Below are 13362 nucleotides of genomic sequence, written 5' to 3'. Positions count from 1 at the left end.
CAAGAAGCCCCCAGGCGCCGGAACGGCTGCGGAGGCCGAAATCTGTCTTTCTCGAAACCGCGACAGCGCCGGCGCCAGCATCTCCTTCGGATGCCGGCGCCGACAGCAATCGCTTGTGTCTCGTCAGTCGGCCAGGCTGTCGCTGCGCGCCGGTCCGTCGGCGGTCTCCGCCTCGTGGATCGGATGCAGCCGGCCGAAGATGCGCTTGGTCCGCGCCGCGCGCGCGATCATGCCCGGCTCCCGCGCGAAACCGAAGATCACGGTGTGGCGGTCCTTCTCGCCGCCGACGCGGCTGACCCGGTGCAATGAGTAGCGCCCGAAGAAGATCTGCAGGTCGCCGGGCTTGAGCTGCAGCGTCTTCACCGGTGCTTCGTCGCCGTGGAGCACGCGGCCGACGGACTCGTAGTTCTCGCTTTCGGTGGAGCGGATGTTCGGCGCGTACTGGAAGAGGCCACCCTCTTCCGGCGCGCGGGTCATCATCGAGACCACGAACTCGTTGGTGTCGTAGTGCCAGGGGTGCTGACAGCCCGGCTTCAGCACGTTGATCACGAGGCCGCCCAGCGGGTCGGCATACTCGTGGAGTTCCTCCACGCCCATGGCGCGCTGCACGAAGCGCTGAAAGGCCGGATGGTGGTAGAGCTGGCGGATCGCCGTTTCCTGTCCGATCAGGTCGCCGCCAACGAAGCCGTTGGAACGGTCCATGAAGACGTTACGGGGATGGTCCTCCGGCAGCTCCGGGTCGCCGTCGCTGCTGTAGGGATTGGTCTGGGTGTCGTTGATGTGCGCGCCCGGTGCCAAGCGGTGGGTTTCCTCACCCATGGCGCGCAGCGCCTCGGGGCGCACGAAACTCGGCAGAACCGCGCAGCCGTCGCCGGCGAGGCTGGCCCGGCAGCGGGCGAGGAGCGCCTGGCCTTCCGGACTGTCCAGGCGGTCCAGCGGATAGCGCTCCAGGTCAATCAGCCCACCGAGGTCCACCTCGGCGGGCGCAGGTTGTCGGTCTTCAGCGAGCATGGCGGTTGAACCTCCCAACATTGTTCCAGCCTAAGACGGCCCCCGCAGGAGCCTCTGTGCTCTGGATGAGCCTAGGCCCTTGGGATCAATGAGAGAAGCGATTAGTATCAATAGAATTGATGAGCTTTCCTCATGGAAGTGAGACCCTCCGATGAACCTGGACCTCCTGCGCGCCTTCGTAGCCGTGGCCGAATCCGGCGGCTTCAGTGCCGCGGCCCGGGTGCTGAACCGCACGCAGTCGGCGGTCAGCCTGCAAATCAAACGCCTAGAGGCACAACTGGCTGCGCCGCTGTTCGACCGCACCAGCCGCCAGGTCGTGCTGAATGACGCCGGCGGCACCCTACTGCCCTATGCCCGGCGCCTGCTGCGCCTGCAGGAGGAAGCGCGCGACGCCATCGGTCGCAGCGGAGACATGGAGGTGCTGCGCCTGGGTCTGCCGGACGAGCAGGCCCAGGCCTACCTCGCCGACCTGCTCGCCCCCTTCGCGCGCACGCACCCGGACGTGCAGCTTTCCATCTACTGCGACCGCAGCGACTTGCTGGTGGAGCGCTTACTGGACGGCCTGCTCGACCTGGTGCTGGCCATCCGGCACGATCCGGCCTCCGGCGGGGAGCACGTGGCGAACGAGCCTCTGGTCTGGGTCGGTGCTGAGAACCTGACGCTTTCGGCCCGGGCACGAGTCCCCCTGGCGGTGCACGCCGAAGGCTGTCCCTACCGCGCTGAGGCCGTCAGCCAACTGGGCCGGCGCGGGCGGCGCTGGCACGTCACCTTCACCAGCCAGAGCCCGACCGGCATCAATCTCGCCATCCAGGCGGGCCTCGGCATCACGGTCAAGGCTGCCCGCTCGGTGCCCGAGGGCTGCCGCGTGCTGGGCGAAGCGGAAGGACTGCCGCCGTTGGCGCCGGCCATTGCCGAACTGCACCGCAATCCCGCCACAACCTCGCTGGCGGCCGATGCACTGGCCGAGCAACTGGTCACCGCGGTGCGCGAACAGCGGGCGCGCCCGTAAAGTCTATTCCTCGTTCTCAGCCGGGTTCTCGGCCGGCCCTTCGAGGGCACGCAGGGCCGTGGTGCTCACCGCCCCGTCGCAGATCTCCGCGGCCACATCGCTGTTACCGCCTGGCAGCACGGTGCCGAAGAAACGACAGGCGTTGCGGCCGGCGAAATCACGCGTCCACTCGGCGCTGAAGGGCTCGGAACGGTGGCGCATGATTGCGGTCAGGACATCGAGATGCCCCACCTCCACCAGCGGCGTTACCGAGCCGTCGTAGTCGGAGCCATAGGCGGCGTAGCGGCTGGGCTCGAGATCGAGCGCCGCCGACAACTCTGCGACATGGGCCATGATGTCGATGATGCGCCAGACGCTGGGGCCCACTGCCTGGGGCCAGAAGCCGACGCCGATCAGCCCCTCGGCTTTTAGGATGGCCTCCAGTTCCTCCTCGCTGAGGTTGCGGGCAACGCGACAGGGCGGCTCGCACTCGGACTGGATCCCGGTGTGGGAAATGGTGAAAGGCTGCTGCAACAGGTCGAGGGCATCGCGGATGCCGGCGTGCGAGAGATGCGCCAGGTCCACCCCCATGCCCAGGCTCTCGGCCTCGCTCAAGGCAATGCGCCCCTGGGCCGTAAGACCGCCACGTTCGCAGCCCTCGTTCGAGCCGCCGAGACTGTTGTCGAAACGATGCACCGGCGCGAAGAGTCGCACGCCGGCTTCGAAGAGATCCTGCACCTCCCGGCGCACATCCTCCGGTGTGGCATCGGAGGCGATCCAGTGGGCGCCCTCCACACCCAGGATACCGCCCACCACATCCTGTCCGGCCACCCGGTCCTCCACCAACTGCTGCAGGTCCGCGGCGGTCTCGATCAGGCGCAGCTCCGGCCCCTCCTCCTCCAGGGAGCGGGCTGCCGCCTCCTTGAAGCGTTCTACCCGGGCATAGGCGCGGTCGCGCACGTCGAAAACCGGCCGGCCATGCAGCAGAGCCAGCAGTGCGGCGCGGTCGGGCGCGCGCGGCGTCACGCAGTTGTTCCAAGGCAGGACGACGGGACTGCGGGTCACGATGGTAAAGACCTGCAGCGCCACGTTGCCGTCCATGAGGCGCGGCACGTCCACATGACCGAAGAGCGAGCGATGCAAGGGATCGCGCGCCCAGTTCAAGGTATCGGCGTGGAGGTCGGCGATGAAGAGCGTGCGGTGAAAGGCCCGGTCCTCGGGCGTGGGTTCCGGCGCCTCGGGATCGACGCCGTAGGGATTCATCATCCGGTCGTAGCGCCCGGCGGCATAGTAGAGCCAGGCGGCGTAATCCCGATAGGCGAGATGACCGGCCCAGACGGCCCAGACGACGACAACGATCCACAGAAGCTTTTGCAGCGCTCCCGGCCCCCTGCGTGGTTACGGCTGGGCATCAACATGGGGACGGACGGGCGGATATGCAAAGAAGCGGCGCCGCGGGGGCTTTCAATCTGGCCCGCGGCGCCGCTTCATCTCTCAGGTGAAGGCGTCGGGCACGGCGGCCTTCTTCTCAGCGATGAAGGCCAGCAGGGCCTCGTCCACACCCGGATCGATCGCCGGTGCCTCGTAGGCCGCCAGCCAGTCCTTCCACTGCTTGTTGGCCCGCTGGGCGGCGTTCAGGCCGCCTTCGCTTTCCCACTGTTCATAGGAGTTGTTGTCTGCGAGCGAGGAGCGCCAGAAAGCGGTCTGGAAGTTGGCCTGGGTGTGGCTGCAGCCCAGGAAGTGCTTGCCCGGCCCGACCTCGCGGATGGCGTCCATCGCCTGGCCGTTCTCGCTCATATCCACGCCATTGGCCATCGCTTGCAGCATCGTGAGCTGATCGGCGTCGAGCATGAACTTCTCGTAGGAGGAGACGAGGCCGCCCTCCAGCCAGCCTGCGCCGTGCAGCACGAAGTTCACGCCGCCCAGAAGGGTGGGCAGCAGGGTGTTGGCCGTCTCATAGGCAGACTGGGCATCCACCGCCTTGGAGCCGCAGAGCCCACCGCCGGAGCGGAAGGGCACGCCAAGCCGCCGGGCGAGCTGGCCCATACCGTAGAGCACCATGGCCGGCTCCGGCGTGCCAAAGGTCGGCGCCCCGGACTGCATGGACATGGAGCTGGCGAAGGAGCCCAGCACCACCGGCGCGCCGGGCCGTACCAGCTGCGCCAGCGCCATGCCGGCCAGGGATTCCGCCAGGGTCTGGGTCATGGTGCCGGCCACGGTGCAGGGCGCCATGGCGCCGGCCAGAATGAAGGGCGTGCAGATCACCGCCTGGTTGTTGCGGGCATAGACCTTGAGCGCCCCCACCATGGTGTCGTCCCAGACCATGGGGGAGTTGGCGTTGATCAGGGAGATCATCACCGTGTTGTCGCGCACGAAGTCCTCGCCGAAGAGGATCTTGGCCATGGCCACCGCATCCTCGGCCCGCTCCGGCGCCGTCACCGAGCCCATGAAGGCCTTGTCGCTGTAGCGCATGTGGGCATAGAGCATGTCCAGGTGGCGCTTGTTCACCGGTACGTCCACCGGCTCGCAGACCGTGCCGCCGGAGTGGTGCATCGCCGGCGCCATGTAGGCAAGCTTCACGAAGTTCTGGAAGTCGGCGATGGTGCCATAGCGCCGGCCCTGGTCGAGGTCGCTGACGAAGGGCGGGCCATAGACCGGCGCAAAGACCGTGGCATCGCCGCCGATCTGCACCGAGCGTTCCGGGTTGCGCGCGTGCTGCGTGAAGCTCTGGGGAGCGTTTTCCGTCACAAGCTCGCGACAGAGTCCGCGCGGGAAGTGCACCCGCTCGCCCTGCACGTCGCAGCCGGCGTCCTTCCAGAGCTGCAGCGCCTCCGCATCGCCGCGGAATTCCAGCCCCACCTCCTCCAACACCGTATCCGCATTGTGCTCGATGATCTCCAAGGCCTCGACGTTCATGACCTCGAAGCAGGGGATCTTGCGCAGGATCTGCCCGAGCTGCTCACGCGCGCCGCCGCGGCGTGCCGCCCGGCGCGTTTCCGCCCCGCCGCGGCCCCTGCGGCCCCCACGCCCTTCCTCGTTCGTGGTTGCACTTTTGGCTCCGGCGGGGTGGTCCGCGCCGGAGTTTGCAACGAGACTCTGATCGGTCATCGCCGTCCGCTCCGTGAAAAGGAGAATGTCACTGGCGGGGGACCGATACGGGTCCGTCCACCGGCCTGCCTCCTTTTCCGCCGACAGCAGCGGCCGGGCTTGCGTTTCTGCGACAGCCATGACCGCATCCGCGCCTTGCCGGCCGTGCGCTCCCAATGCTGGTGGAACGGCGCCTACAGAAGCGCCTACAGAAGATGTCCGAAACGGCGGGCCTTGGTGTCCAGATAGTCTTCGTTGTGGCCATTGGCCGGGAAGCTGTGCGGCACCCGTTCCACCACCGTCACGCCGCTGGCAGCCAAGGCTTCGACCTTGAGCGGGTTGTTGGTCAGCAGCCGCACCTGCGCCACACCGAGCTGGCGCAGCATCTCGGCTGCCGGGCGGTAGACCCGCTCATCGGCATCGAAGCCGAGCTGCTCATTGGCATCCAGGGTATCGGCGCCGCGGTCCTGCAGTGCATAGGCCCGCAGCTTGTTGACCAGGCCAATGCCCCGGCCTTCCTGCGCCAAATAGAGCAGGATGCCGCCGCCCTCCCGCTCCATCAGGTCGATGGCGCCGCGAAGCTGGTCGCCACAGTCACAGCGCAGCGAGCGCAGCAGGTCACCGGTGAAGCATTCGGAGTGCAGCCGGGTGAGCACCGGTCCCGAAAGGTCGGGCTGACCCACCAGGATGGCCAAGTGCTCGCGCCCGCCGTCCGCCGGACGGAAGGCGACGATGCGCGTGCCTTCGGCGTCGAGCAGAGGCACGGCAGCCTCGGCCACCTGGGTGAGGCGGGCACCGGCCTCCTCCCGGAAACGCCGAACCGCAGCCTCCTCGACGCTCAGGCACTCTGCGTCTTGCGAGTCCGGCGACACCAGGGCCGCGGGCAACAGCCGCCCAGCCTTCAGCAGCTCCAGCATCGCCTCGGCCCCTTCGGGCGGACGCAGCGAGACCGGCCACTCCGCGACGGCGCGCTGCGGTCGATGCAGCGGATTGGCCAGCGCGGCCAGATCATCCGCGCCCATTTCACGCGCCGACAGCGCCACGACGCGCTCACCCTGCGGGTCCAGCCCCAGGTGGCGCGCGCGGGTCGCGGTGAGCAGCACTAGCGGGCTCTCACCGGCTGCGGTCGCTTGGGCGAGCATAGACGGATCGAAGCCTTCCAGCGGCGCCAGGAGCCACGGCTGCCCGGCCTGCGGGACGAAGCGTAGCGGCCGGCCGCTGCGCAGCTCCGCGATCGCCCGCTCCACCATGGCCAAGTCCCGCTCATCCATGGCCGATGGCGCGGTGGGATTGGGGTCGACAAGAGCTTTCTTCATCACGTCCGGACTTTACGATTTCGCTCGCGGCGTGTCACGCTGGCCACGATCATGCGCCCATGCTCAAATTGCACCTCTGCGTCAAGTGGGGGAGGCGCCGAAACGCGCAAGCGGAATTGCCAAAGGAGTCGTCAAGCGATGGGAAACACTGTGTGGCGCGGCTACGACCGTGCGGCGCTGGATGAGCAGCTCAACCTTCGGGTCCGCACCCCGGAGCATCCGGAGATCTTCCAGCGCTGGGAGACCGACAGCCGCGCGGTTCGCGACAGCGTCCCCCATCGCTTCGACCTGGCCTATGGCGACAGCCCGGGCGAGAAGCTCGACTTCTTCCCGGCGGACAATCCCGACGCCCCGCTCTTTGCCTTCATCCACGGCGGCTATTGGCAGAGCCTCGACAAGGCCCACTACAGCTATTTCGCCCCGGCCTTCACCCGCGAAGGAATCGCCTTCGCTTCCATCAACTACAGCCTCGCACCCGAGACCCGCGTTGAGACCATGGTGGCTCAAGTGCGCCGGGCCCTGGCCTGGCTGCACGGCCAAGCCGCAACGCTGGGCTTCGACCCGGATCGCCTGGTGGTCTCGGGCCACTCTGCCGGCGGCCACCTCGCAACCATGGCGGCGGCGACCGACTGGTCGGCCCAGGGCCTGCCGCAGACCCTGATCGCCGGCTGCTGCTCAATCTCCGGCGTCTACCAGCTGGAGCCGATCCGCCAGAGCTATCACCAGCCGGTGCTGCAGATCTCCGAGGCGGAGGTGCGCGAGTTCAGCCCGCAGCACCAGCGCCCGCCGCGTTCATTGCCAACCCTGCTCGCCGTGGGCTCGACAGAGCCGGACGAGTTTCACGCACAGCAGCGCGAGCTGGCCGAAGCCTGGGGCGCGGACAACCCGGTCCAGGCGATGGAGATCGCGGACCGTCACCACTTCGACGTGGTCGATGCCCTGCTGCAGGACGAGCAGCCGCTGCGCCAAGCCCTGCTGCCCCTGCTGCGCGACGGGCGCCTGCGGTGACACGCTAGCAGCAGCCCGGCTCCGCGCCCACCATGGCCACCCAGATCCCGCGTCAGCTTCTGCTCGTGGATGAGGATGCCGCGCTGCGCGGTCTGCTCGGCGAGCAGCTGGGCACGCACGACGGCTTTCAAATCACTGAAGCCGCCCGTGTCGCCGAGGCCCTGGCGCTTTTGGAAGCGCGGTCCTTCGATGCCCTGTTGCTATCGACCGGGTTAGGCGGCAACGATCAGGCCGATGTCTGCCGCCAGCTGCGGCGCCAGGGCTTCAAGGCTCCGATCCTGCTCCTGGTCAGGCGGGGGGAGTCGCCTGCGCCGCACCTCGAAGCTGGCGCGAACGACTATGTCGAGAAGCCCTTCAAGCTCAGTCAGCTTCTGGCCCGGCTGCGGGCCCAACTGCGCGCCTATGACAACAGCGAGAATGCCGAACTGGTGATCGGCCGCTTCCTATTCCGGCCCACCGACAAGCTGCTCCAGCATCGCGAAAGCGGCGAGCAAATGCGTCTGACGGAAAAGGAAAGCCAGATTCTGCGCTACCTCTACCGCGCCGGAGAGCGCGCTGTTTCCCGTGAAACATTGCTGGGCGAGGTCTGGGGCTACAACGCCGCGGTCACCACCCACACGCTGGAGACGCACATCTATCGGCTACGGCAAAAAATGGAGGAGAACCCCTCGGCTGCGACTCTGTTGCTGACCGAGGGCGGTGGCTATCGTTTGATCCCCTGACGCAAGCCGATACTTGACGCCCCCGCTTCCGCCAGCCAAGAGGAGCGCCAGCCTCCCCGGAGTGGACCATGGGCCGTACGCTTGCACCGGTATTCGCGCTGCTCGTTTCCGTTGCCCTGCTGTTGCTGGGCAACGGCCTGCTGGGAACTCTGCTGCCGGTGCGCGCGCAGTTGGAGGCCTTCTCCACGCCCGTCATCGGTCTGCTGGGCTCACTCTACTTTCTCGGCTTCGGTTTTGGCTGCGTCCTAGGTCCGCACCTGATCCAACGCGTGGGACACATTCGCACCTTCGCCGCCCTGGCGGCTTTGGTGGTGGCCGTCCCCCTGGTGCACGCGCTCTTCCCCCTGCCCTACCCCTGGGCGGCCCTGCGTATCGTGGCGGGCCTCTGCCTGGCCGGCCTCTACACCGTGATCGAGTCCTGGCTGAACCAGTCGGTGGACAACGCCTCTCGCGGCACGGTGCTCTCGGTCTACATTGTGATCAATCTCAGTGCGATGACCGGCGGTCAGCTCCTGCTCCAGCTGGACTCCCCCGCCGGCCCGGCGCTTTTCAGCCTGGTCGCCGTGCTGATGACGCTCGCGGTGGTGCCCATCGCCCTCACTCGCGCCGCGGCGCCGGTGCCCCCGGTGGCGGTGCGCCTGAGGCTGCGCCACCTCTATCACCTTTCCCCCGTGGGGATTATCGGATGCTTCACCGTGGGCATGACCAGCGGCGCGTTCTGGACGGTCGCCCCCGCCTACGTCACCGCCCTGGGCGAGGGGCCGGAAGCAGTCTCCACCTTCATGGCGGTGGCCGTCTTTGCCGGAGCTCTGGCCCAATGGCCCCTGGGGCGGCTCTCGGACAAGATCGACCGGCGCCTTGTCATCTTGGGCGCTTGCCTGGCGGCCGGATTGGCAGGGCTTGGTCTGTTTCAAAGCGCGCACCTGCCAATACCGCTGCTGGTGCTCGCCGGGTTCTTTGGCGCCTTTACGCTATCCGCCTATGCGCTTTGCATCGCGCATGCCAATGACTTCATCGCGCCGGAAGATGCGGTGGAAGCCTCCGCCGGACTGCTGCTGACCTATGCCGCCGGCGCGGTGGCAGGGCCGCTTCTCGCCGCCTCGGCCATGTCCTGGCTCGGCCCTTCCGGGCTCTTTGCGGCCACGGCTGCCGCGCATTTCCTTTTTGCCCTCTTCGTGATCCACCGCATCCGCCAGCGCGCCCCAATTCCTGCCGACGAGCGCGAAAACTTCGTACTCATGGAGCCGCGCACCTCGGCAATGGTCTTCGAGCTCGACCCGCGCAGTGAAACCACCACCCCCGAAGCAGCGGAGGAACAGGCCGCTGCGACGATCCTGGAAGACGACCTGCCGGATGCCCCGGAGGACGAGCAGCCGCCGGCCGAAGAGGGACCCGAGGGCAATGAGCAGCCGCTGGACGAGGAGAAGAGGCCGAAGGAGACGTGATGCAGGACGGCAACCCGCTGCCGGACGGACGAGAGAAGGCACAGCGGCTGGCCCGGGGCGTCAGCCGCCTGCTGGAGGACATGGGCTACGCCAGCCTGACGGAGTTCACCCTGACCAGCGGCCGGCGCATCGACGTGATGGCGCTCGGCCGCGACGGGGAACTGCTTGCAGTCGAGGTGAAATCCTCCCTCGCCGACTTTCGCAGTGACGGCAAGTGGCCAGAGTATCTCGACTGGTGCGAAAGGCTGCTCTTCGCCGTGCCGCCCGAGTTTCCGCAGGAGATCCTGCCGACCGAGTGCGGGCTGATCGTGGCCGATGCCTGGATGGCGGAGGTGCTGCGCATGCCGGCACGACGGCCTCTTCCACCGGCCCGACGCAAGGCCATTACGCTGCGCTTTGCCCGCACCGCCAGCCTGCGCCTCGGTCGCCTGCTCGACCCGCGCGGCGGGGCAGACCCTCTTGGCTCCCCTTGGATCGGTCCCCAGACTGGGTCAAAGTGAGTCCCTGACGGCGAAGCGATGACGGCTGAAGCCGCAACTGCTATAGGCTAGCGCATGCAGCACGACAGCTATTCCAACGCCTACATCCTCTCCATCCTGCGGTCCGTGCGGACCATTGCCATGGTCGGCGCCAGCGCCAAGTGGAACCGTCCCAGTCACTTCGCCATGAAGTACCTGCAGGAGAAGGGCTACCGGGTCATTCCGGTCAATCCGGGCCAAGCCGGAGGCGAGATTCTGGGCGAAAGGGTTTATGCCTCATTGGCGGAGATTCCCGAGGGCTTCGAGATGGTCGACATCTTCCGCGCCTCGGACGCGGCGGGCGGCATCGTGGACGAGGCCATTTCACTGCAGACGGAGAAGGGGATCGAGGTGATCTGGATGCAGCTCGGCGTGCGCGATGACGCAGCCGCGGCCCGTGCCGAAGCGGCGGGCATGAAGGTGGTCATGGACCGCTGCCCCAAGATCGAGTTCGGGCGCCTCAACGCCGAGCTGGCCTGGGGCGGCTTTGACACCAAGGTGATCACCGCCAAGCGGCGCAGGGTGAGGCTGGCATGAGCAGGAACGCGAAACGCGAGGGTGATCAGGCGCCGGACAGCTACGGTTTCGAAACGCGCATGATCCACGCCGGCGCCCAGCCGGAACCGGTGACCGGGGCGCGCCAGACGCCGATCTTTCAGAACACCTCCTACGCCTTCCATGACGCAGAGCACGCGGCCAGCCTGTTCAACCTGCAGACCTTCGGCTTCATCTACTCGCGCCTCACCAACCCGACCACGGCAGTGCTGGAGGAGCGGCTGGCGAGCCTGGAGGGCGGGCGCGGCGCCACCTGCACGGCCTCGGGGCACGCCGCGCAGCTGCTGACCTTCTTCGCCTTCATGGAGCCCGGCGACCACTTCATCGCCTCCACCCGGCTCTATGGCGGCTCGATCACGCAGTTCGGCAAGACCTTCCGCAAGTTCGACTGGCATGTCAGCTTCGTCGATGTGGAGGAGCCGGAAGCGGTGCGTCGCGCGCTCACGCCCAAGACCAAGGCCATCTTCGTCGAGTCCCTGGCCAATCCCGGCGGGGTGGTGAGCGACCTGGAAGCCCTGGCCGCCATCGCCAAAGAGGCGGGCATCCCGCTCATCGTCGACAACACGTTGGCCAGCCCCTGGCTCTGCCGGCCCATCGAGTGGGGCGCGGATCTGGTGGTGCACTCCACCACCAAGTTCCTCTCCGGCAACGGTACCGCCATGGGCGGCGCCGTGATCGATTCCGGCGGTTTCGACTGGACGGCGGCGGGGGAGCGCTTCCGCGGCCTGAACGCGCCGGAACCCGCCTACCACGGCCTCGCCTTCCATGAGACCTTCGGCGATCTGGCCTTCACCACCCACGCCCATGCCGTGGGCCTGCGCGACCTGGGCACCACCATGGCGCCGCAGCACGCCTTCCTCACCCTGCTGGGCACGGAAACCCTGGCGCTGCGCATGGAGCGGCACTGCAGCAACGCGCTCAAGGTCGCGGCTTTCTTGGCCGAGCAGGAGGCGGTGGCCTGGGTGTCCTACTCCGGATTGCCGGACAACCCCTATCACGCCCTGGCCAACAAATATCTGCCGCGCGGGGCGGGCTCGGTCTTCACCTTCGGGCTCAAGGACGGCTATGCCGCCGGAGTGCGGCTGGTGGAGGAGGTCAATCTCTTCAGCCATCTGGCCAACGTGGGCGACACCCGCTCGCTGATCCTGCACCCGGCCTCCACCACCCATCGCCAACTCTCCGAGGAACAGCGCCAGGCCGCCGGCGCCGGCGAGGAGGTGATCCGGCTTTCGATCGGCCTGGAGACGGTGGAAGATCTGATCGCGGACCTGAGCCAGGGCCTGGAGACCGCCGCGCTGGCGGCACGGCGCGCAGCGGTATAGGGCGAGAACGCAGGCGAAGTGAGAGGCGCCCTCTTGCGCTCGCTGCATGGCTGCTGCGATTTGACCTGGTTGTCGGGCAGGCTACCTTGAATAAGTCAGTGCCGCTGACGCAACAGCCAGAAACGAGACGCATGACCGCCGCAGCCGAGGCCACGCCACCCACCGCCATTGACCGTCCCAAGCCGCCGATTGCCATCCTGGTGGCGGTCAGCGCCATCGGCCCCTTTGCGCTCAACATCTTCGTGCCTTCGATCCCCGGCCTCGCACGCTTCTACGAGGTCGACTACGGCACGATCCAGCTCACCTTCACGCTCTATCTGGTGGGGCTGGCGGTCAGTCAGCTTTTCTACGGCCCGCTATCTGATCGTTTCGGCCGACGTCCCTTGCTGCTCGGCGGCATGGCGCTCTTCGTGGTGGCCAGCTTCGTCTGTGCCCTGGCACCGCCGCTCGAATACCTGATCATCGCCCGCATCCTGCAGGCGGTGGGCGGCTGTTCCGGCCTGGTGCTCTCGCGCGCCATTGTGCGCGATCTCTACGGGCGGGACAAAGCCGCCAGTGTCATCGGCTACATCACCATGGCCTGGGTCGCAGCCCCGATGATGGCGCCCTCCATCGGCGGTCTGCTCGACGTGCATTTTGGCTGGCAGGCCAGCTTCTACCTCGTGGCCGCCGTGGGCTTGGCAGCTCTTCTTGCGGCGATGCGCTGGCTGCACGAGACCAACCATCATCGCAGCAGTGACGGCGGCGGTTTGGCCATGATCCTAGGCTTCGGGCGATTGCTGCAGAGCCCACGCTATCTCGGCTACGCCCTGCCCACCGCCTTCACCTCGGCGGTCTTCTTCTCCTTTTTGGCGGGCGCGCCCTATCTGACAATCGAGGTGCTGGGTCTGACACCCTTCGGCTATGGCCTCTGGTTCATCCTGGTCTCCTTCGGCTACTTCCTCGGCAACTTCGCCTCCGGTCGCTATTCGCAGCGCCTGGGCGTGGACCGGATGATTCTGACAGGCACCCTCCTGGCCCTGGTGGGCGTCGGCCTCATAGCCACCTTCGCTCTCGGCGGCCTGCTCTCGCCCTGGACCCTCTTCCTGCCCATGTTCCTGGTGTCGCTCGGCAACGGCATGAGCATCGCGAACGGCCTGGCTGGCTCAGTCAGCGTCTATCCCGCCATGGCCGGGGCGGCTTCGGGCTTGGCCGGCTTCCTGCAGATGGGCCTGGGTGCCGGGTCGGCCCAGTTGGTGGGCTTGGTCCAGGAGCATTGGACTGACTTCATGGCGGTGATCAACCTGGGCTGGGCCCTGCTGGCCTTGGGCGTCTTCCTGCTGCTCGTGCGCCCAACCCGTCGACGCCCTCACGCGCCCGAGCAATCTTGACGCAGTGGCCTTTGCGACAT

Annotated in this window: 12 protein-coding genes; 8 read left to right on the top strand and 4 right to left on the bottom strand. The window is 67.3% G+C overall.

What is annotated here, in order from left to right:
- Positions 1-123: 123 nt before the first annotated feature.
- Positions 124-1011: a HalD/BesD family halogenase gene (locus P2G67_RS06735; protein WP_275821315.1), complete on the bottom strand. Its 888-nt coding sequence runs from the start codon at positions 1009-1011 to the stop codon at positions 124-126.
- A 151-nt stretch (positions 1012-1162) separates the two neighbouring features.
- On the opposite strand from P2G67_RS06735, the gene P2G67_RS06730 reads away from it, so the two are divergent.
- On the top strand, positions 1163-2020 hold the full coding sequence (locus tag P2G67_RS06730; protein WP_275821313.1) for a LysR substrate-binding domain-containing protein: 858 nt from the start codon (positions 1163-1165) through the stop codon (positions 2018-2020).
- 3 nt (positions 2021-2023) lie between these two features.
- On the opposite strand, the gene P2G67_RS06725 is transcribed toward P2G67_RS06730, so the two are convergent.
- The 3 genes from P2G67_RS06725 to ribA form a co-directional block, all read right to left on the bottom strand.
- Entirely contained in the window at positions 2024-3265 is a 1242-nt protein-coding gene (locus tag P2G67_RS06725; protein WP_275821312.1) for a dipeptidase, read from the bottom strand.
- 228 nt (positions 3266-3493) lie between these two features.
- Positions 3494-5107 carry a trimethylamine methyltransferase family protein gene (locus tag P2G67_RS06720; RefSeq protein ID WP_275821310.1) on the bottom strand — a complete coding sequence of 538 codons (1614 nt, stop codon included), beginning with the start codon at positions 5105-5107 and terminating at the stop codon, positions 3494-3496.
- A gap of 185 nt (positions 5108-5292) precedes the next feature.
- Entirely contained in the window at positions 5293-6402 is a 1110-nt protein-coding gene (ribA, locus tag P2G67_RS06715; RefSeq protein WP_275821308.1) for a GTP cyclohydrolase II, read from the bottom strand.
- 138 nt (positions 6403-6540) lie between these two features.
- Here ribA and P2G67_RS06710 point away from each other — a divergent pair, with 138 nt between their 5' ends.
- The 7 genes from P2G67_RS06710 (at position 6541) to P2G67_RS06680 (ending at position 13342) form a co-directional block, all read left to right on the top strand.
- Positions 6541-7410, top strand: a complete 870-nt coding sequence (locus P2G67_RS06710) for an alpha/beta hydrolase (protein WP_275821306.1) — start codon at positions 6541-6543, stop codon at positions 7408-7410.
- A 32-nt stretch (positions 7411-7442) separates the two neighbouring features.
- Entirely contained in the window at positions 7443-8132 is a 690-nt protein-coding gene (locus tag P2G67_RS06705) for a response regulator transcription factor (RefSeq protein ID WP_275821304.1), read from the top strand.
- Between the two features lie 68 nt (positions 8133-8200).
- A complete protein-coding gene (locus P2G67_RS06700) occupies positions 8201-9577 on the top strand; it encodes an MFS transporter (protein WP_275821302.1) in 1377 nt (458 codons plus the stop codon).
- Entirely contained in the window at positions 9577-10077 is a 501-nt protein-coding gene (locus P2G67_RS06695) for an MmcB family DNA repair protein (RefSeq protein ID WP_275821300.1), read from the top strand. Before P2G67_RS06700 ends, P2G67_RS06695 begins: the two co-directional genes overlap by 1 nt.
- Positions 10078-10131: 54 nt before the next feature.
- Positions 10132-10632, top strand: coding sequence for a CoA-binding protein (locus tag P2G67_RS06690; RefSeq protein WP_275821298.1), 501 nt, complete (start codon positions 10132-10134; stop codon positions 10630-10632).
- Positions 10629-11972, top strand: a complete 1344-nt coding sequence (locus tag P2G67_RS06685; RefSeq protein ID WP_275821296.1) for an O-acetylhomoserine aminocarboxypropyltransferase — start codon at positions 10629-10631, stop codon at positions 11970-11972. The genes P2G67_RS06690 and P2G67_RS06685 overlap by 4 nt, the downstream gene beginning before the upstream one ends.
- 131 nt (positions 11973-12103) lie before the next feature.
- Positions 12104-13342 (top strand): multidrug effflux MFS transporter, encoded by a 1239-nt coding sequence (locus P2G67_RS06680; RefSeq protein ID WP_275821295.1) that lies wholly within the window; start codon positions 12104-12106, stop codon positions 13340-13342.
- Positions 13343-13362 lie beyond the last annotated feature (20 nt).

Origin of the sequence: Aquibaculum arenosum, from assembly GCF_029222965.1 — a bacterium.
Taxonomy (GTDB): domain Bacteria; phylum Pseudomonadota; class Alphaproteobacteria; order Kiloniellales; family DSM-21159; genus Aquibaculum; species Aquibaculum arenosum.
This window is presented reverse-complemented; position numbering and strand designations above follow the sequence as displayed.